18 protein-coding genes are annotated in these 22,087 nt (G+C 30.7%); 7 read left to right on the forward strand and 11 right to left on the reverse strand.

Annotation, left to right across the window (positions count from 1 at the left end; genetic code table 11):
• Nucleotides 1-252: 252 nt before the first annotated feature.
• From CLCOS_RS13710 to CLCOS_RS13725, 4 genes are read left to right on the forward strand one after another with little or no spacing between them, the layout of a single operon-like run.
• Nucleotides 253-729 (forward strand): MarR family winged helix-turn-helix transcriptional regulator, encoded by a 477-nt coding sequence (locus tag CLCOS_RS13710; protein WP_063602116.1) that lies wholly within the window; start codon nt 253-255, stop codon nt 727-729.
• A gap of 32 nt (nt 730-761) precedes the next feature.
• Nucleotides 762-1,814, forward strand: a complete 1,053-nt coding sequence (locus tag CLCOS_RS13715; RefSeq protein WP_063602117.1) for an HlyD family secretion protein — start codon at nt 762-764, stop codon at nt 1,812-1,814.
• An 8-nt stretch (nt 1,815-1,822) separates the two neighbouring features.
• Nucleotides 1,823-2,977: an ABC transporter permease gene (locus CLCOS_RS13720; protein ID WP_063602118.1), complete on the forward strand. Its 1,155-nt coding sequence runs from the start codon at nt 1,823-1,825 to the stop codon at nt 2,975-2,977.
• Entirely contained in the window at nt 2,977-4,146 is a 1,170-nt protein-coding gene (locus CLCOS_RS13725) for an ABC transporter permease (protein WP_063602119.1), read from the forward strand. Before CLCOS_RS13720 ends, CLCOS_RS13725 begins: the two co-directional genes overlap by 1 nt.
• A 374-nt stretch (nt 4,147-4,520) precedes the next feature.
• On the opposite strand, the gene CLCOS_RS13730 is transcribed toward CLCOS_RS13725, so the two are convergent.
• The 11 genes from CLCOS_RS13730 to allE form a co-directional block, all read right to left on the reverse strand.
• Nucleotides 4,521-5,042, reverse strand: coding sequence for a nitroreductase family protein (locus CLCOS_RS13730; RefSeq protein WP_063602120.1), 522 nt, complete (start codon nt 5,040-5,042; stop codon nt 4,521-4,523).
• A gap of 31 nt (nt 5,043-5,073) precedes the next feature.
• A complete protein-coding gene (locus CLCOS_RS13735; RefSeq protein WP_013238197.1) occupies nt 5,074-5,286 on the reverse strand; it encodes a zinc ribbon domain-containing protein in 213 nt (70 codons plus the stop codon).
• 459 nt (nt 5,287-5,745) lie between these two features.
• Nucleotides 5,746-7,209 (reverse strand): NCS1 family nucleobase:cation symporter-1, encoded by a 1,464-nt coding sequence (locus tag CLCOS_RS13740; protein ID WP_275507177.1) that lies wholly within the window; start codon nt 7,207-7,209, stop codon nt 5,746-5,748.
• A 40-nt stretch (nt 7,210-7,249) separates the two neighbouring features.
• Nucleotides 7,250-8,608, reverse strand: coding sequence for an allantoinase AllB (gene allB, locus CLCOS_RS13745; protein ID WP_063602121.1), 1,359 nt, complete (start codon nt 8,606-8,608; stop codon nt 7,250-7,252).
• An 18-nt stretch (nt 8,609-8,626) separates the two neighbouring features.
• Nucleotides 8,627-9,988: an allantoinase AllB gene (allB, locus tag CLCOS_RS13750; RefSeq protein ID WP_063602122.1), complete on the reverse strand. Its 1,362-nt coding sequence runs from the start codon at nt 9,986-9,988 to the stop codon at nt 8,627-8,629.
• Nucleotides 9,989-10,098: 110 nt separating this feature from the next.
• Nucleotides 10,099-11,568, reverse strand: a complete 1,470-nt coding sequence (locus CLCOS_RS13755) for an NCS1 family nucleobase:cation symporter-1 (protein ID WP_063602123.1) — start codon at nt 11,566-11,568, stop codon at nt 10,099-10,101.
• Between the two features lie 198 nt (nt 11,569-11,766).
• Nucleotides 11,767-12,762, reverse strand: a complete 996-nt coding sequence (gene ilvC, locus CLCOS_RS13760; RefSeq protein WP_082853605.1) for a ketol-acid reductoisomerase — start codon at nt 12,760-12,762, stop codon at nt 11,767-11,769.
• A 66-nt stretch (nt 12,763-12,828) separates the two neighbouring features.
• Entirely contained in the window at nt 12,829-13,767 is a 939-nt protein-coding gene (gene arcC / locus CLCOS_RS13765; protein WP_063602124.1) for a carbamate kinase, read from the reverse strand.
• Nucleotides 13,768-13,785: 18 nt separating this feature from the next.
• Complete coding sequence (locus CLCOS_RS13770; RefSeq protein ID WP_063602125.1) at nt 13,786-14,799, reverse strand: aspartate/ornithine carbamoyltransferase family protein; 1,014 nt, start codon at nt 14,797-14,799, stop codon at nt 13,786-13,788.
• A gap of 44 nt (nt 14,800-14,843) precedes the next feature.
• On the reverse strand, nt 14,844-16,082 hold the full coding sequence (locus tag CLCOS_RS13775) for a M20 family metallo-hydrolase (protein WP_242866998.1): 1,239 nt from the start codon (nt 16,080-16,082) through the stop codon (nt 14,844-14,846).
• A 20-nt stretch (nt 16,083-16,102) separates the two neighbouring features.
• Entirely contained in the window at nt 16,103-16,870 is a 768-nt protein-coding gene (gene allE, locus CLCOS_RS13780) for a (S)-ureidoglycine aminohydrolase (protein WP_063602127.1), read from the reverse strand.
• Nucleotides 16,871-17,133: 263 nt separating this feature from the next.
• On the opposite strand from allE, the gene CLCOS_RS13785 reads away from it, so the two are divergent.
• The 3 genes from CLCOS_RS13785 to CLCOS_RS13795 all read left to right on the forward strand — a co-directional run bounded on the left by CLCOS_RS13785 (nt 17,134) and on the right by CLCOS_RS13795 (nt 21,941).
• Complete coding sequence (locus CLCOS_RS13785; protein WP_063602128.1) at nt 17,134-17,667, forward strand: nitroreductase family protein; 534 nt, start codon at nt 17,134-17,136, stop codon at nt 17,665-17,667.
• A gap of 240 nt (nt 17,668-17,907) precedes the next feature.
• Complete coding sequence (locus CLCOS_RS13790; protein ID WP_063602129.1) at nt 17,908-19,581, forward strand: PucR family transcriptional regulator; 1,674 nt, start codon at nt 17,908-17,910, stop codon at nt 19,579-19,581.
• 293 nt (nt 19,582-19,874) lie between these two features.
• Nucleotides 19,875-21,941 carry a helix-turn-helix domain-containing protein gene (locus CLCOS_RS13795; RefSeq protein ID WP_063602130.1) on the forward strand — a complete coding sequence of 689 codons (2,067 nt, stop codon included), beginning with the start codon at nt 19,875-19,877 and terminating at the stop codon, nt 21,939-21,941.
• Nucleotides 21,942-22,087 lie beyond the last annotated feature (146 nt).

Raw genomic sequence — 22,087 nt, forward strand, 5'->3', positions numbered from 1 at the left:
ATTTTTGAATTTAGATTTCCATTTTGCAGAACTAAAATTGAAAGTTACAGATTATTAATAATAATTTCCAATTATTGATATTGAAACTAATATAATAATGTGTATAATAGTTAGTATAGTTAATCATTAGTTATATTAACTATTATACACATTAACTATTATTTGCACTAACTATTATCTATATGACTATCAGTATATTAAATTAATAATGTTAACAGAATAATATGAAAAAGCATTTTAGGAGTGTTGTTTATGAATAAGAAAGATACCGATTTAATTAAGATTGATCCAATGGAGTTAACTTTTGAGATAACTGACGAGATTATTAAAATATCAGATTTAATAAATAAAATTGGTGAAGAAGGCTATAAAAAGTTTGAATTAACACAGGTACAATTCAAAGTTCTGTATTACCTATATTTATGTGGTGATGAAGGAAGTACTTCATCTACTCTTAGTAAGAAATTAGGAGTAAAGAAACCTAGTGTAACAACTTTAATTGATAGAATGACATTAAAAGGAATTGTTCTACGACAGGAAAATAAAAATGATAGGAGATATACAAAGATTACTATAACAGAAGATGGGAAGAAAATTTTAGCTGAGATATTACCAGATAAAGAAAATATTATAGTGTCTTTATTAGGTGTTTTACCAGAAGAACAGATGCAAATTCTACATGAATCACTTGTAAAAATTAGACAACGTTTGACTAACAGGTTCTTATAAGTAAATATATTAGTTGGTTTGGGAGGATTTATATGAAAAGAAAAAAAATTGCATTAGTATTAGCTCTAACAATTACAATCGGTTTGTTTTCAGGATGTAGTAAGGATTTTGTTTTGACGGGAGATAAAATAGTAAAACAGCAGAGTGACCACTTAACTGTTCAAGGAGACATAGAAACTAAAGAAATAAATATAAATTCTAAAGCTGCAGGAAAAATAACAGCTATAAAGGTAGCTGAAGGTGACAGCATAAAAAATGGACAAGTTTTAATAACTATAGACAATAGTTCGCTAGTTGCAAAGGAAGCTCAATCAAAAGCTCAAATCGATGCAGCTACTGAACAAATGAAAGCAGCTCAAGCAGCAAAATCATCAGCACAAGCACAACTTCAGAAGGCTCAAAATGGAGCAAGACCGGAGGAAATTGATGAAGCTAAGTCTCAATATGATTTAGCGAAATCTACATACGATAGGATAAATGCACTGTATAGTAAAGGCTATGCAGCTAAAGAAGATTTAGATAAGGCTCAAACAGATATGGATGTAGCACAAAATCAATATAATGTTGCTAAAGATGGTTCAAGACCTGAAGATATAGCCGCATTACAAGCACAAGTAAGTCAAGCAGATGCAACCATACAGGGATATCAAGCCCAAATTAAACAAGCTGAAGGTGGACAAGATGAAGTGCAAAGTTATATAAATGATACAACAATAACAGCACCGGCAGATGGAGTTGTAAATCAGTTAAATGTAGAGGTTGGTGAACTTGTATCTACAGGAATGCCTCTTCTTGTAATGACAAATACAGTTGCACCCTGGGTTGAATGTGATATAAAAGAAACAGATCTTTCAAAAGTGAAGTTAAATGAAGAAGTGCCTGTGAAAATTCCTGCTTATCCTAATCAAAAATTTAAAGGTAAAATAGTTAGAATTAATAAGGATGCTGATTTTGCAGTTAAAAGGGCAACAAATGATAATGGGGATTTTGATATAGTGTCCTATGGAATTAAAGTTGAATTAATTGATATGAATAAACCACTTCATGCTGGAATGACAGCCTTTGTTGATTTTGGAAAGAAGTGATTATTATTATGAAAGAAAAAATATTAAGATTTAAGTATATGATAACTCCTATATTAATGCTTTTTATAATTGGCATTGGGGGGGCTGTTGTTTTAGCACTTGAATTTAGTGCTCATTCACTTAGCAAAATGCCAACTGTTATTGTAGATCATGACAACTCTTTATTATCTCAATCTTTTGTTAGGGAAATAAGGACAAATTCAACATTTAATATAGTTGCATATAGTCAGATTAATAATGATGTTAAAGATTTAATAGACAAAGGAGACGTAGCTGTAGGATTTATTATTCCTAAAAATTTTTCAAAGGATCTAACTGATGGGAAGAACCCCAACATTATGGTTATTTATGATGGAGCACAAATGGCCATGACTTCTTCTAGTAGAACAAAAATTGCACAAATTCTAGGTACCATTAAGTCAGCATATTTAATAAATGTAGCAGAGGGTCAACTTGGATTAATGCCAGAAGTAGCTAAAAATTATATCAATCCAATAAGTTATAATTATAGGCTTATAGGAAATCCTACTCAAAATATGTTTAATTTTTTCATTCCAGGATTTTCAATTAATACTATTCAGGTTGGAATGATTATAGTTGTAATTTTATTAATAAAAAAAGGTAATAGTTATAAAAAAATGTGGATTAAAGGTATTATGGTTGGACTTCTGGGATCAATTTCGGTTTTTATTATATTCGTAATTTTTTGTAAATATTTCGGTTTACCCTATAGGGGTTCTGTTGAAGCAGGAGTTACGTTAACTACTCTCTTTTGTATTGGAATGACATTTGTGGGAGTACTTCTAATTATCTTGCTTAATGGAAAGCAGATAGATGCAGTAGGACTAGCAGGCCCAGTAGCAATAACTCTATTTTTGGTTGGATACACATTTCCAACTGTAGCTATGCCTGATATTGCTCCTATAATAGCTAAATATATTCCATTTTACTACTATGCCATACCTCTAAGAGATTTAACACTTATAGGCGGAAGTTTTCAAGATAACTTATCTAATATATTCTGGCTTACTAAATTTATGATTTTTATGTGGGTGGTTACATTCCTTTTATATAAAATGAAAGAGGCTAAAAGGCTTAGAAATATTAGAATAAATGAGAAAAATAGTATCATCAATAGTCAAGATGAAGAGGTGATAACATAATGAAGAGTCTTTTTAAGATATTAAAAGAAGAAAGAAGCTCCCTACTTAAGACTATTATACTCACTATTGTAGCAACACTTATTTTTGGCTATGCCATGTCTAATCCTTATATAGAGCATCTTCCCTTTGGTGTAGTTGATAGAGATAATTCAAATTTGTCAAGAACTATTGTACAACAGCTTAAAATTAGTCCAGGTTTAAATGTTAATTATTATGCAAATTCGGATGCTGAACTTGAAAAAGCAATAAAAGATCGTAGGGTAAATGGAGGTATAATAATACCTAAGCATTTTGAAAAAGATATAAGCATGGCAAAATCACCTAGTGCCTTATTGTTAATAGATGGGACTGATCTTCCCATACTATCCAATATTTTGGCATATGCTAGTCAAGTTTTAGGTACGGTAAATGCTGGTGCTCAAATAAGTGTTCTTCAAGGAAATGGTATGGTTCCATACCAATCTAAGCAAACCGTTCTAAACTTTTCCTATGTTGAACGCGTACTGTATGAGCCCCAAAGTAGTTATCTTAGATATTTAATTTATACTTTGATACCTTTAGTTAATCAAGGTTTTTTTGTACCAGTACTTTTAGTACCTGCTTTAATGAAGAAGAAAGAGCAATTTGCACATATTAAGATGCGTTCAAAAGAAGGTATAAAAGCTATACTCGGTCTTATAGGAAGACTATTACTATATTCTACTCTATGCATTATAGTAATTTTCACTTGCTTATGTATTGTTGATAAATTATTCTGTGTACCTCTTCGTGGTGATATATTAATATATATTGTTTTAATGTCTTTATTCTTTATTAACCTTACAGCTATGGGATTAGCTTTAACATCATTTATGGATAACCTTGGTCACTTTATACTGTTTTTTAATTTGATAAATATAGTTATATTTCTAACCTGTGGTGTTGTAATGCCAGATTATCTGCTGCCAAGTGGAATGCCAGAGGCTCTTAATAGTCTATGGCCATTCAGACATATGACTGTAGCATTAAAAATGTTAAGTCTAAAAGGATTAAGTTGGGATCTTATGCTTCCTTATTTGCAAAATGAGCTTAACTTTGGTGCATTTTGGTTACCAGTAGGACTTGCGATGTATGCGGCTAAAATTGCTTTTATGAAATATAAAAATAGTAAACTACTACAAAAAGCTTAAATCTTTACGTTTTTCATCTTCACTAGAAACATACTTAATATTATAATTCCCGCCACATATTTTCATCGAAAGTTACTTCATATTGGCATTAAAATTTGTTGTTTCTATGTTTATTATGCGCGGTTTCTAACTTAAAAATCAACTTATACGTAGGTATATTTTTACAATAATGAAGTTCTTTTAAATATTTTGCATATAAGTCTTAGGAAAAAATTCGCAAAAACTTAGAACTTTTGAATTGTCTGAGGTACGAGTTTTCAAAAGTTCTTAAATTTTTTAGAATTTTTTACTTAGACTTATCAAAATATTTAATGAACTGAAGGTTGTAAAAAATATCCGCAGTATAAGTTGATTTTTCGTTTAGAAACTCTATATTATTTTACAAATTTAATAACTCCATCTTTTCTTTCATGTGCTTCTGGTATGCTTTCAGGATATCCAATGGATGCCATTCCCCAAACAATATGATTTTCAGGTATACCAAAACTACTTAGTACTTCCCTTACTTCTTTTTCATCACAAATAGTTCTTAATTGGTTGATCCAACAGGAACCTATTCCCAGCGAATTTGCCATTAGAAATATATTTTCAAGAGCACAAGCACAATCAGCAAGCCCATTTACATTTTCCTTCTCATTGGACAGTATAATTAAAGTTGGAGATGCATAAAAATTATATCCAGCGTCTCTCCCTAATGCTTTTCTAACTACTTTTGCAAGCAGCTCCATCTTCTCTCTACTTTGAACGACTGTAAACTGCCAAGTTTGTTTGTTCATGCCACTTGGTGCATACACTCCAGCTTTTAAAATCAATTCTAATTCTTCATCTTTTATTTGTTCTTCTTTGAACTTTCTTACACTTCTTCTTGTTAAAATATTTTGTAAAACTTCATTCATAATGATGTCTTCCTTCCATATATATTATAAGTTAATTGCCTATAAGAAAATCTAGAATATTCCATCCAGCTGAAGACTGTGCCTTGTACAATTCTGTATACCCACACTTTTTACAGCTAATAGTAATAAATTTCTTATTCTGTACATCAAATATCTTTGAGAAATTTCCTCCTGTTGCCTGAAATTGATCTGATTCATATTCTGTATTTCCACATTTTGGGCAGATGTATTGTTTCTTTTCCATTTAAACCCTCCTCTTAACCTATATATGATTGTAAAATAATTATGATTGATTTACGATAATATCTTAGTATACCCTTTGCGATTATATTCCAAATAAATAAAAAATAGTGTTAAAATATAACTCATAACAATATATAAATGAAGTGGACATAATTAGAAAGGTACAGAAATTAAAACTAGTAGTATCTCTCAAGCAAATGGTCGTGTAGAGCGTCTATTCCAAACGTTACAGTCACGGTTACCCTTAGGACTTGAACTAAGCAGCTGTAACAATTCTGGAACAGGCAAATGAATTCTTCAACCACTACATAAAAGAATTCATTACCAAATTTGCTCTTGAAATCAATCATACCAAATCTGTGTTTGAAAAACAACCATCTGTTGATAAAATTAATTTAACACTTGCTGTTTTAGCAGATCATAAGATTGATTGTAGACATTTTCGAAAATGGTTGACACATTACTTCTGGGAATTTATTGTACTTAATTTTATATTTGGAAAATCAATTTTCATTAAAACTACATAAACAATTGCAGCTATAGCAACACCTACAAACCATGAAATGTTACTTAAACTTTTTAATGAAGGAATGAAGTCTCCTATTAGTGCAAAAAATGCTCCAATTAGCGTAGCAATAAATGCTCTATAGTTATATCCTTTATTATAAGTATATTCTCCATTCAAAGCATATAAATCATCCACATTTAATTCTTGCTTACGTATAATAAAATAATCAGCAAACATAATACCTGCAACCGGACCAAGTGCCCCACCAATTGTTCCTAAAAATGACATTACATTTGTAGCACTTTCCATTGTCTTCCACGGAAAAGTAAACACAGCTAAAATTGCTGTAATATAAGCTCCACGTTTAAAATTTACATACTTAGGAAATAAATTAGCAATATCATACGCAGGTGAAACCATATTTGATGCAACATTAACTGACATTGCTGCAATGCAAAGTGTAATTACTGCAGCTGCAATTACAAATGGACTATCAAAACGAGAAAGTACATCTACAATATTCCAAATTGGTTTTCCATAAGCTACCTGAGTTCCTGACGTTACAGTAATACTAGCAAATGCAAACAATGCAAAAGTTCCAGGTAATCCTAAAAATTGTCCCTTCTTTTGAGCTTCTTGAGATTCCGCAAAACGTGTAAAATCCGGAATATTTAATATTAAAGTTGCCCATATTGATATAACTCCCGTAACACCTGCAACAAAAGGCCAAAATGCTTCTTTAAATGTTCTAAACTTTCCTGGTTGAGAATAAATTGGTCCAAGACCACCAGCAATGCTAATAGCCCAAAAAACCATACCACCAAAGACTAGATAAACCATTGGACCTGCAAAAACTTCAAATTTTTTAATAGATTCCATACCATGATTTAATGTAAATAAATGAAGTGCCCAAAATAACAAAAATGAAATCATACCCGAAAGATGAAGTCCAAAAAAACTCCAGTTGCCACCAAGGCTATTCCATGATGGCCAAAGTTTTTGTATCAAAATATTAATAGCTGTGCTTCCTGCATAGGTTTGAATTCCAAACCACATAATAGCAACAAATGCTCTCAACATTGCTGGAATATTAGCACCAATAACACCAAAGGAGGAACGAATTAAAACTGGAAATGGTACTCCAAATTTCGTGCCTGCATGTCCATTAAGTGTTAATGCAACATATAATATTAGAGAAGCAGTAATAATTATTCCTAGGGTTTGCCATGGCGAAAGCCCTAATGCTATTAACCCTCCTACAGTAGCATAAGTAGGAATATTGTGAATGATTCCCATCCAAAGTGTAGCATAATTAACAGTCTTCCACGTACGTCTTTCTTTTATAATCGGTTTTAAATCATCATTTGTCAATGAATTAGAATTTTCAAACTTATAATTTTTCAATTTAATGCCCAAAATATAAACCCTCCTCATATTTAAATAACAATTCTACCTTTTATCGTATAGCTTTAACTAAACAGCCCGTACCATGTTTTCCTACAATTTTGCCATCATCATAAACTATATTTCCCCTTACTATTGTAGTAACTGGAATTCCTTTACCCTGAAGTCCAATAAAAGCTGATATTTTGTTCTTATAAAAAAGTGACTCTGAAGTAATTTTCCATTTTCTTCTTGGATCAACAATTACAATATCAGCATCTGAACCAATATTTAAATTACCTTTTCTAGGATATAAATCAAAAGTTTTTGCCGGCTCATTAGATAAAATTTTTGTCAATATAGTAGGAGATAACCCTTTCTCATTTACTACTTTATCAAACATAACCTGGAATGTAGTTTGTATGCCACTTATACCTCCCCATATTTCCCATATATTATGTTTATCTTCTGATTTTTCTTCAATAGTACAAGGAGAATGATCAGATGATATACAGTTTATTGTGCCATCCATCACATAATTCCAGAGCTCTTCCTTAGCTTTATAGCTTCTTAATGGTGGAGCACATTTGAATATTGCACCATTTTCCACCATGTCATTATTTGTAAATACAAGATAATGAGGACATGTCTCTGAAGTTATGTTTACTCCTTCACTTTTTGCTTTTTTTATTTCTTTAGCAACCTCTGGATGGCTTACATGACAAATATGAACTTTTCCACCTGATTCTCTTGCCATTTCTATCACATTTTTAACTGATAATAATTCTGCAATAACCGGCCTTGATTGAGAATAATCTGATCTACCAAATTTATTCTCCTTTTTTAACTTTGCTTCATAACTTTTTATTATTGAATAATCTTCACAATGGAATCCAATAACCATTCCTAATGGAGTAGTTATTTCCAATGCCTGCCTTGCTATTCCCATATTTATGGTAGAATAATCAGAAGAAACTGGACCTAAAAATGCTTTTAGTCCTATTACACCTGACTTATAAAGCTCATCTATATTCTGCACATTATTATCTACAAGTCCTCCCCAAAAAGCATAATCAACAACAGACTTGTGCATTATTTTATTTTGCTTATCTAAAAATATTTTACTTGATGTAAGTGCAGGTTCGTTCTGGAGCGGCATATCAATTATAGTTGTTACACCACCTGCTGCTGCTGCTTCAGATCCATGTATGAAGTTTTCTCTCCATTCAAATCCCGGGTCATTTAAATGTGCATGACAATCTATAACACCTGGAAATATCATTTTCCCGGAAGCATCAATTACGTTAACAGCATCAATTTTAACATCAGTATTTGTAATGCCCACTATTTTACCGCTTTTTACAGCTATAGAACCTTTAAAGATATAATCATTTTCTATGATTTTGCCACCTTTAATAAACAAATCTAACATCTAAATTTCACCTCAAAATTAATTAATTATTAATTCACCACGATAACCATCATCTAAAATCTTTCCTTTTTCAAATACTTTATGACCTTTTGCAACTGTATAAACTACCTTACCTCTATATTTTTTACCAATAAATGGACTAACCGGATGTTTATATAACAAGTCCTCTTTTTTGAGTATAAAAGATTGATTTAAATCAATAATGGCCAAATCCGCATCACTTCCAACTGAAATTGTTCCCTTCCTAGGATAAATTCCAAATCTTCTAGCTGGATTAGCAGATGTTAATTTAGATATTAATTCCAGCGAAACTCCCCTCTTCCAATATCCTTCCTCTAACAGAACATTTAATGTACTTTGAGCTGAAGATATACCTCCCCACACATTAAATATGTTTTTTCCATCACTCATATCCTTTAAATCAGGTGAGGATGGTGAGTGATCAGAAGATATAATATCAATATCCCCATTTATGAGCGCTTTCCACAATTGATCCACATCATCTTTTTGTCTAAGTGGAGGAGAACATTTAGCTATTGCACCTTGTGTTACGATGTCCCCTACAGTTAGAGATAAATAATGAGGACAGGTTTCTAATGTAACATCAACTCCTCTATCTTTTGCAAGTTTAACTCTTTTAACTACTTCACTATTACTTACATGAGCTATATGAATTTTACAATTTGCCACTTCTGCCATACACATAGCTCTATCTACAGCCTCAATTTCTGAAATAATTGGTCTTGAAGCAGCATAATCTTCAGCAGCAATTTTTCCTTCACTTATTGCCTCTGAAGCTAAATGACTAGTTATAACCTCACTTTCTGCGTGAAGCATTACTATAGAATGTAGCTTAGATATTTTCTTCAATCCTTCAAATAAGCTGTTATCATCAAGATAATTAAATTCCTTGATACCACTGTTTGACATGAAACCTTTAAAGCCTATAACTCCACATTTCTTTAAATCCTTTAAATAATTTAAATTTTCAGGAACTAATCCTCCTAAAATGCCAAAATCAATTATAGATTTTTTCTTTGCCAAATCTTCTTTTATTTTAAATTGGTCAGGATAAATTAAAGGCGGATCACTGTTTAATGGCATGTCAAAAAATGTTGTAACTCCACCTGCTGCCAAACTACAACTACCAGTATAAATACCTTCCCACTCAGTTCTCCCCGGCTCATTGAGATGAACATGTATATCAATCAATCCTGGTAAAATATAGAGTTCTTCTGCATCGATTATTTCATTGGCAGTTTCATTTATTTTAGTACTCACTTCAACTATTTTACCGTTTAATATTCCAATATCTCCTTTTTTAACAGAATGTTCAGATACAATATTTCCATTTTTTATGATAAGATCATACTTATTCATTACTACCTCCTACTTAATCTAAAAATTAAACTAAAAATGTAAAGAACTGCCCCATTTAAAATATTTATTTTTTTATAAAAACGTTTAATTATAAAATTACAATCAAATGGCTATAAAGAATGTTCCTCTTTGTAATCGTTAAGATCGGTAACAATAGTATCCTTCATTAATATCCAATAAGAAAGTCCGCTTACAAATACTCCTATAAACCAGGAAAATGAAGCTATTACTTTAAATGCAGGAACCATAGCTGCAGGTACAGATATTATCACTCCAAGCAATAATGCCAATACAGCCTTTTTATTAAAACCATTATCATACCAATATAATCCACTCAATTGAAATAACATTTGTACATCTACTTTTTCCTTCTTGACTACATAATAATCTATTATGATTATCGCAAAAATTGGGCCTAGAAATGCAGCCAGACCGCCTAAAAAGTAATTTACTGCAATCGGATTTGCATATATTTTCCATGGCAATACTACTATGGAAAGCATGGCAGTAATTATTGCACCTCGCTTGAAATTAATATGCTTTGGAAACAAATTTGCAAGATCATAAACAGGAGAAACTAAATTTGCTATAACATTAATTTCTAAAGTCGCAATCATAAATCCAACGGCTCCAATAAGTTGAGCTGTATTATTGGGAATTTTTTGTACTAATAGTATAGGATCATAAATTGCCGAACCAAATATAACTATACTTCCTGCAGTCGTAATTACACTTGCTATGGAGAATAATGTAAAATTAACAGGCAATCCTAAAAAATTAGCTCTTTTAACCACTTTAAAGTTTGGTGAAAATCTAGTAAAATCACAGACATTAAGCATAATTGTACTAAAATATGCTACTACCAATGCAATTGCTACTACAAATGTATAGACGGCATTTAACCCAAATAATCTTTTACCTGCTAAACCAACATTTAAGTTAATATGTCCACCCGATGTATTTACAACCCATATTATCAAGAAAAACATTAAAACGTAAACTAAAGGCCCGGCTAAGTTATTGAATTTTCTGACTATTTCCATGCCATATATCATTATTAACAATTGAACAGTCCACATAATTAGGAATCCAATCCAATAAAGACTATTCAACCCCAAAAATGATCGTGACATTAAAGATTTAGCACCCGGAGCAAATATTAATATAATGCCTACAACCGACACCGATGCTAAGTAAGTCTGTATGCCATACCAAAATACTGCAACTAGTCCTCTAATTAAAGCAGGTATATTGCCTCCCCAAACCCCAAAAGATATACGGCTTATTACAGGATATGGAACTCCAAGCCTAGTTCCAAGCCTGCTGGTAAGATTGGAAAAAAACATTACAATAGATATACCAATAATTTCAGCTAATAAAACTTGCCATGCAGTCAGTCCCATAAAAAATAAACCTGCTGCAAAGGTGTATCCACCAACACTATGGACATCAGACATCCACATTGCAAATATACTATATGTTCCCCACTTACGTTCTTTTGCAGGAGCAAGATCTTCATTATATAGTCTTTCATTAGGATTAACTAATTCTCCATCAAATACATCTATATCTTTTTCCATTATAATTCCTCCCTAGTTTGTTAAATAAATCACTTAAGCATATAACGAAATTTTCCAATCCACTTTCTTATCAAAATAGCCTATTGAACTTAATAATATATCAACATCATAGTTACATACATATCTAGTACAATAGGCTAATTAAGTTTAAAAACTTTTTTTATCAATCATTTAATTTTCATATTACTAATTTTTATATTATACTTCTTTACTGAACTTTTCTCTCCACTCCTTTCCTACAACTTCCATATCCGAATTCTTATGAGTTCTTCTCAATCTGTTTAAAGTAGGCATACCGCATTGGAATTCCAATAACCATCTTTTTGCAAATTCACCTTTTTCAGTTTCTCTAAATATTTTTTCAATTTCATCATAATTAATAACTCTGGGTCCCGAAGTTCTAACTGCAAATTCACAAGTTCTGCTGCATCTTTTCGACAAATATTCTTCTATTCCAACTCGATCTATATCGTCAATTACTGACCTAATGGACCTTATAGCCTTTGCATAAGCAAAGGATTTTGGATATCCATTCTTAGCCATAGTTTCATACACTGCCCTCATAAGATTGATTGTTCCACCATAAAGAACCTGTTCTTCAAAGTTATCTCCTTCAGTCTCATGTTGGAATGAAATATATACTGTACCAGTTCTTGTGCTGCCAACACCTTTAGCAATCGCAAGAGCTGTTTCTTTAGCATGTCCAGTAACATCTTGATCTACAGCAACTGCACCATATATTCCTGAACCATCTAGAAATTTTTGCCTTACAACAGGACCTGGTCCATTAGGAACAAAAAGTACTACATCTACAAATTCTGGTGGCACAATTGTTCCATACAATATTGCAAACCCATGTGCAAAGCAAAGTGTCTGATTTGGTCTTAAATTTTGATGAATTGATTCATAATAAACTGCAGGTTGAGCAGGGTCTTGAAGTAATATCATTACTACATCAGCTTTTTTAACTGCCTCATCAAAAGGATATACAGTAAATCCATCCTTTTCCGCATTTTCCCAATCCGGATATCTATCCTTATTTCCTGCACCAATTATAACATTTACTCCATTGTCTCTTAGGCAATTGGATTGTCCTCTTCCCTGACTTCCATATCCCATTATTGCTACAACCTTATCTTTAAGTGCATCCATATTAACATCTTCATCATGATAAACCTTTTCAATACTACTCATACTTTTTTACCTCCTACTATTATTTATAATCTCTTTCTATTAGTTTTTTAATATTTATAATAATACCTATGCAACAATTACAGTCCCTGTTTTACCTTCAATAGCCTCTGCTGCACGTTCTAGTGATGTAATTATTGCCTTTCTCCTACTACTGGATTTTACAAACTTAATTGCAGCCTGAACTTTTGGAAGCATGGAACCTGGAGCAAATTGTCCTTGTTCAATATATTTTTCTGCATCTTTAATTGTTAACATATCAAGATTAGCTTGATTTGGCTTTCCATAATTGATTGCTGTCTTATCCACTGAAGTAAGTATTATTAATAAATCTGCGTCAAGTATTTCAGCAATTTTTTCACTAGCAAAATCCTTGTCTATAACCGCAGAGACTCCTATTAAACTATTTCCTTTAGCAATAACAGGTATGCCTCCTCCTCCAACAGTTATAACAACCTCTCCATTGTCAACAAGAGTTTTAATGGTTTTCTTTTCTGCTACATCTATAGGAATTGGAGATGGTACAACTCTTCTCCATCCTCTTCCTGCATCTTCCTTCATTATATAACCCTTTTCTTTAGAAATAGCTAAAGCCTCTTCACTACTATAAAACGCACCTATTGGTTTTGATGGCTTATCAAATGCTGGGTCTTGCTTGTTAACAATAACTTGGGTTATAACAGTTGCTACAGGAATATTCATCCTTCTACTTAGCAATTCTTCCCTTAATGCATTTTGAAGATGAAATCCAATATACCCCTGGCTCATGGCTCCACACTCTGGAAATGGCATTTTGGGAGTTTTAGCACCAGTTTTGGATGCAGTCTCCAAAGCAAGATTTATCATTCCAACTTGAGGTCCATTACCATGAGCTATTATAACTTTATCTCCCCTCTGAATTAAATCAACAATTGGTTTTACAGTACTTTTTACTAATCGCTTTTGTTCTTCTGGTGTATTACCTAAAGCGTTTCCACCCAAAGCTACTACTATTTTTCTGCTTTCCATGCTTTTAGTTCACTCCTTTTATGAAATACCTATCATAGATGCAATAAGTGCCATTCTTATTGCTACACTAAAGCTTATCTGCTTAAAATATAGCTCATGTTCTGTATTATCTATTCTAAAATCAAATTCTCCTTTGAATCTTGGTAGAGAATGCATTATTCCTATTATTTTTCCAGTTTTCTTTTTTGCTTTCTCTAAAGTTTCTAGATCAATATAATAGTTTGCTGCCTTTTCCATGAATACATCTCTTGCATCCTGTCCTACAGGAACGCTGCAGCCTGGAAGATAAACAAGGTCACAAGTTGTTATTAATTCACCCTGCTCTTTCTTGTTTAAATCAAAATGTTCTTCATATTTTGCACCCATATCATTCAATTTACCTTTTATAAGATCTGGAGTTTTCAAATTCTTTGGTCCTGAATATACTATCTCTGCTCCCATTCTGGCCAAACCTAAAGCAAAAGAATGCCTACTTCTTGCTCTTGTTAGATCTGGTGATGTTACCATTACTCTTAATCCTTCAAATCTTCCAAAAGCTCTGTAAACTGTATACATATCAAGAAGTCCTTGAGTTGGATGAGTTATATTTCCCCAGCCACAAGAAATTACTGGAACTTCAGCTGCTGGAAGTGCTTCAAATACTTGCTTATCATCAGGATGTCTTAAACCAATTATGTTTGCATATTGAGAAACTACTCTAAGTGTATCCCATAATGATTCATCTTTAGCTACAGAAGAATTATGACTTGGATCTGATTCAGTTATAACTGAACCTCCTAATCTAATCATTGCAGTTTCAGTACTAAATCTAGTTCTAGTACTTGGTTGAAAGAACATTGTGCATAAAACTTTACCATTCATTATATTTAATTTTGATCTCCAGTACGGTTCCAAAACTTCGGCCGCCTTAAATAAACTTAATAATCCTTCCTTTGAAAGATCATCAACAAATTTGAAATTTTTCCCTTTGAGTCCAGTAGCTTCAAGATAATCACTAAGCTTATTTGGTTTAAAATCTTTAGTAATAGCCATAATAAAATTCATCCTTTCTTAATTTTATACATTTCTAACTTTAACTAAATTTTATCTAGTTTTAGCAGTGTTTCTAGTAATACATCACTTCCCCTTTTTATATCTTCAAAGGAAGTGTATTCTTCAGGTACATGGCTTTTCCCATCCTTACTTGGTACAAATATCATACCAACATCAGTAATTTCTGCCATTACTGCCGAATCGTGAACTGCTCCGCTCAACATTTTGCAATAGGAATACCCTCTGCTTTTAACAATATCCTCAATAATATTGTTAATTTTTTCACAAGTTTTAGTGCCTTTAAACGAAGTTATTTGCCTAATATTGCATTTAAGTTCATATTTATCTGAAATTCTATTTGAATAATTTATTACTTCTTTAAGCACTCTATCCATAGCATAGTCATCTAAGTCTCTTATATCAATTGTAAATCCTACTTTTTCAGCTATAACATTTGATACATTAGGGTGACATTCTATTTTACCTACTGTAGCAACTGTTGTAGATAACCCATTTTCTTTCACTATATCGTTTACATGTGAAATTATTTCTGAAGCTGCTATCAAAGCATCTTTTCTCATATTCATAGGCGTTGCACCAGCATGATTTGATTCTCCTATAATCTCCACACCATAAGTTCTAGTCCCAGCTATCCCCTTCACAATACCTATAGACAAATTATTTTTATCTAGAACTATGCTCTGTTCTATATGAAGTTCTAACATACCAAGAATGTCCTTCTTATCTAATCTTTCCTTATCAATATTTTCAGGATTAAGACCACTTTCTTCTAAAACTTCATAATAACTTTTTCCTTCAAAATTTTTTATATTTTTTAATTCAGATGAAGCAATTTTACCAGTTATCACTTTACTCCCCAAAGTAGTAGCTCCAAAATTAGAACCTTCTTCCTCAGCAAAACCAATTAATCCTATGGTATGCTTTGTATTTATGTTATTTTCTTTTAATACTCTAATAACTTCGAGGGCTGCAATTACTCCAGTTATACCATCAAAACTCCCTCCATGTTTCACTGTATCCATATGAGAACCTACCAAAATAATTGGTAGATTTTCACACTGGCCCTTATATGTGCCTCTTAAATTTCCAACTCCATCTATTTTTACATCCATACCAAGTGAAATCATTTCGTCTATTAAATAATTTTTTGCTTTTTTATCCTCAATACTATATGAAAATCGTGTACATCCTTGTCCAGGAGTACTGGTGAACTTTTGAATTGTTCCTATATCCTTTTTTATTCTTGCTAATGAAGTCTCCATACTCATCATTTCCTAACATTTTATAAAATTACGTCTCTATTACAATCCTTAGAATAAATATAAGTTAGTCTTTCTCTTCCTGTAGTATACACTGCTTGTTTCATGAAAGGTCCAAACCATATGAAATCTTCTTTCTTAACTTGTACCCATTCATCTCCAAGTAAGTATATTCCTTGTCCCTGCATTAGATATGCTCCATGCTCCTGTACATGTGTTTCTACAAAAGGATGACAACCATCTGGTTCAAAACTTAAAATATGCATATTCATGTCAAATCCTAATTCAACTGGAAGTAAATCCTTTATAAATACGTTTTCCATTTCATCATAAATTCTTTCTTCTATATCATTGACATTGCCAAATACTGCCCTAGCTGATTTTCCTTCAAGAGGAATATATCTTTGTTTATAAAGCAATATCCTCATTGTTCCTTTAGATTCATTTTTTATGTTCATCCCTAAATCTGCAGGTGCAAAAGCATATCCTCCCTGTTTTAATTTCTTTTCTTCGCCTCCAACTTTTACTTTAAGCTCTCCTTCTCCATCCAAGAAGAATACAAAAGTTTCAATACCATCTCCTCCAAATGTTTTAGTAGTTTTTGCACCTGGTGCTACTTCACCTATATACTGTACAAAACTTGTTCCCATTTTTGGTGAAGCAAGTATTGTCATTTTAAATCCTTCAAAATTTGGTATAACATTAATTACCCTTCCTTCTGGTGGTAAAACAGCATACTCCCCTAATTTAATTACAGCTCTTGATACAAGATGATCTTTTGGATAACTCATTTTATAACCCCTCCTAAATTTTTCAAATTATTTTCTATATTTTCATTATATTTCATAAATTTTGTAAAATAAATTACTACATATTCTAAAATAAGGAAATGGCAATTATCTATTTTGGATAATAAACTTCTATAAATTTTCTCTTATATCACTTGTTATGGATAAACAATATTAAATGTTTTATCCATAATAGATACATTTTTTAATCGATTTTATGTTACTATTTATATTAAGAAACAATTTATTAAAAGGAGGATATAAAGATGCTCGAACTATTAAAAAAGAGAAGAAGTATAAGAAAATACACAAATGAAAAAGTTTCCGATGAAAAAATATTGAACTTAATACAAGCTGCATTATTCTCACCAACATCTAAAAATTCTAAATCTTGTGAATTTATTATTGTTAAAGATAAAAACTTATTAAGTAAACTTTCTAATTTCAAACCAGGTGCCTCATTTTTAAAAAATGCTGATCTTGGAATTATCGTTATGGGTAATTCCTTGCTAAGTGATGTATGGATAGAAGATGCTTCAATTGCAGCAAGTAATATCCATTTGTTATCTCAAGAAATAGACCTAGGTTCTTGTTGGATTCAAGTAAGAAATAGAAATTATAATGAAAATACATCCTCAGAAGAATACATTAGAAACTTGTTTAATGTTCCTGAAAACATAAACATTCTAGCAGTAATCTCTGTAGGCTTCCCAGGTGAGCAAAAAGATCCTTTGACAGAAGAAAACTTAAATTACAATAAAGTATATTTGAATAGTTATTTAAATAAATACTTAAAGTAGCAGTATGAATTATTATCAAGGGACTGTCGCACTAAGGAATTTACATACAACACATTGTTCTGCAAGTCACTTGCTAACACAATATGTTGTAGAATTTATTTTTAGTGCGACAGCCCCTTCTTGAATTATTTAAAGTAAATAATTCTTTTAAGCAAAAATAGAGGAATATTATAAATTATTATCGTATACAATAATATATTCTTTTTGTATACGATAATGATTTATATAGAGGTGTTCCAATTGTTAAACATTTTAATCGAATTTCTTAAAAATAAAGTTATTTGCGAATATTACATTCTAAAAGAATATCCTTATGATGATAATTTTCTTTCTACAGTTTTTACTGATGATTGTGACAACAATGATGGTATTCAGCCAAATTCTTTATATATTCTTAATTTAAAAACTTTTGATTTGACCAAAGATAATATTATCAAAACATTAACTAAGCTTTCAAATAAAAATATTACTTTAATTCTATTTAGCAATAAGGAAGATAACATTATTAATAAAAACATTTCTAATATATTTGTTCAATATGAAAAAGGACTTAAAATATCAATAATATACATAGTAACAAATGAGTCGGTTTCCAAAATTATTAATCTACTTTTACTGCAAATTAACCAAAGTTATCTAAATGAATTAAATAGAATCAAAAAAATTTATGATGCATTCTCTTATATATCTTTAAAAGAATTAGGTCTTCAGGCAATATTAGATTATTTTAAAAAATCCATAGGTAATCCAGTTGCTGTATTTGACATAGATAACAAATGTATTGCCTCAACAGATAAATATTTGGATAAATACTTTAAAATTAAAAGTTCAGCTATCAGAAATGATTTTCATAATTTGTACTACTTTGCCCAAACTGTCCAAATATCTAATAACAGTTCAAATAAGGAAATATCTGAAATTTTCTTTCCTATAACTGTTCAAAATAATGTAAAAGCTTATATTTGTATTTTTGAAATCAATAAAAAGCTAAAGGATACTGATTATTTTACTCTGGAAGTTGCGACTACTGCTACTCTAATTGAAATGAAAAAGCACATTGCAATGAAAACCATTGAAGAAAGATTTATAAATGATTTAATTTATGATCTTATAAATAATAAAGTTACTGATGAAAAAATGCTTTTAGAAAGATCCAGTCTTATTGGTTTAAATATTAAAGGAAAATACTCAGTAATACTATTAGACATTATTAGCTCTTCAAAAACAAAATTAAAAAATCCAAATCTAAAACATGAAGATATTTATGATAAAATTTTCAAATTGGCCTCAAGAAAAATTCAGCATAAAAACCACCACTGCATAATTGGTAAGTTAAGTAATACAGTAATTACTTTATGGCCAATGGATGAGCAAGATGTTGAAATTACTCTTGCTTCTATAAAGGATGTTTTTAATAGCATTCAGAAAAAAATTATTGAAGAATATGAAGATATTAAAGTAGTCTCCGGTATAGGAAAACCAGTAGATAATCTTAAACTAATATATAAGAGCTATAGAGAATCAAAAGATGCTATTGCTCTTGGTTCCACCATCTATTCTAAAAATGCTATTATTAGTTTCAAGGACTTAGGAGTTTTAAGATTAGTAAGTAAAGTAGATGATAGAGATTCCTTACTAGAAATTATACCTAAAGAATTAATTAATCTTAAAAAACATGATGAAAAATATAATACCCAATTACTTGAAACACTAAGGATTTATCTTGAAAACAATGGTAATGCCTCAAAAGCTGCCCATGTTCTATTTGTACATTATAAAACCATTTTGTATAGATTGGAAAAAATAAACAAAATTTGCAACATTGATTTAGAAAATTATTATAACCATCTAGAACTGGAAATCGGTCTGGAATTAATTAAAGTACTAAGTTATAACAATATTCCTGTAAAATGATACAAAACATACTACTAACTTCTTAATAACCTCATATTTAATTCTACCTTTAATTATATTCACTTTGTTTATATGTTGTTATGAAGTATATTTTAGCACTATTTTTTATTTATTTGGGACATAATTGCAAATGGTATACTAAGACATTATCACAAATCAATCATACTTTTTAATAAACAAATTCCCACTTGCTTGAAAAAACTTTTTTCATATATTATACTGGTTATAATTTTAAAAAGTATTGCTAGGGCTTGGCCCTTCTTTTCCCTAAAGAAGAAAGGAGTTCAATATATATGAGGAGAAAATATATAAATTATCCTTCAAATATACCTGTTTCTATAAATTTAGCAAATATAATGAATTATCCTCTTCACTGGCATAATTCAATAGAAATACTTTATGTCCTAAAGGGCACTCTTTATATCACCATAGAATCTGACAAATATGAACTCATAGAAAAAGACATAGAAATAGTAAACATAGATGAAACCCACAGTATTGTAAGCAGTGATGTACATAATAGAGTTTTAGTGTTTCATATAGATCCTTATTTTTTTGAAAAATACTACAGCGATATTGAAAACATGTTTTTCTTTACCAATACCACAGATGACAGAGCTCAAGAAAGTGAAGAATATGATATTTTAAGAACCTTTTTAGCTAAAATAGCCTGTGAATTAATTCAAAAACAGGATAACTACGATGAGGAAATAGAAACCATTCTTATAGATCTTCTCTATCATCTCATAAACAATTTTCATTATTTAATGTATGAAAATGAAGATTTAAAGGAAAAAGAAGAACAGCTTGAAAGATATCATAGAATTTCCAAATACATATTTAATAATTATAACGATAACATAACACTGCAGGACATTGCAAAAAAAGAATTTTTAAGTACTGACTACTTATCCCACGGTATAAAGGATGTCACAGGATACAGTTTTACAGATTTATTGAATTCAAATAGAGTTGAAGAGGCCCTAAAACTTCTTTTAGATACAGATAAAACTATATCTGAAATTTCAGAAGAAGTAGGATTTTCCCATACCAGATACTTTAACAAACATTTTAAAATTCAATATAACTATACTCCCCTTCAATATAGAAAAAAATTTAAAATGAATGATGAGACTTTTGAAAAACAAAAAATCATTGAATTTTTTAATCTAGAGGAAAGCCTTCAGTATATAACGCATTATTTGGAGGACTATGACAGGTTCAATTATGAGGATAAAATAACAAAGATAAATATAAATATGGGAAATGACCTTGGAAATTTCAACAAAAATTTTAAAGATATATTAAATGTAGGAGATTCTTTTGAACTTCTCCTAGAAGATAACAAAAATATATTAGAAGTTCTTCAGGAAGAAATAGGCTTTACCTATGCCAGACTTTTAAATATTTTCAGCGAAGATATGTGTATATTTCCAGAGTCTAAGTTCTATAATTGGAATAGAGCTCGAGATGTACTTGAATTTTTAGATACACTTAATATAAAACCTATTATAGTCTTAAATGATACTGGCTTCTCTACTTCAAGCTTTCTATTAGCTATAAAATCTTTCTTAAATTATTTTAATGACTTAGATAGCTTAAACTTAGATTCCTTTAAATTTCAATTTGACTCTACTCTAGAGTCTACTGTTATACATAAGGTAACAGAACTTTTATCTACAGAATATAAACTGGAAATAATTAAAGATGTATTTTATGCAAAAGACAGCATAGATTTTATCTACGATACCACATATATGCTGCCCTATATTATACATAGTGTAATAAACAATACAAATTCTTTAAACTTTTTAAGAGCCTTTGATGTGTTAGATAAACAAATAAACTTAACTAATGAAGTGTTTTTTGGATACCCAGGACTTATAAATAATAAGGGAATAAAAAAACCTTCTTATTATGCCTATTACTTGCTGAATAAACTTGGAGACACTTTAGTTGCTAAAGACAAAGGATATATAGTTACAAAATCCAATAATGAGTATCAAATCCTACTCTACAACCACCATGACAATGTAAATAAACTGATTCCTTTTGAGAATTTTTCAAAACTTAGGGCTGTGAAAAACGCTGCTGCACAAAAGCTTTCAATAAATATAGTAAACATACCTTCATCTATAAAAATGATCACTTATGAAATAAACGAAAAATCAGGTTCCTCATATAACTACTGGTTTGATATGGGTAAACCTAAAAGACTAAGCAAAGAGGAAAAACAGATTCTTCACAAAGCCTCTTTTCCAAGTATACATTTTAAAAGCTTTAAAAAAAGTACTGTATTTAATATACGAACTAAACTCAAAGGTTATGGTGCTCTATTAATTCTAATAAAAGAGGTCTAATAATATATTAAAACAGGTGCTATTATGCTATTTCAATAATGTGACTATTTTCACGCTATAACGACATAGTACCTTTTTATGAACCTTTAAGTGAATGTAAATTTTGCCAAAAAGCATTATAATTTAACTATAGAAAAAAGTTAAGC

Source organism: Clostridium coskatii (genome assembly GCF_001675205.1).
In the GTDB taxonomy this organism is placed as follows: Bacteria; Bacillota; Clostridia; order Clostridiales; family Clostridiaceae; genus Clostridium_B; species Clostridium_B ljungdahlii.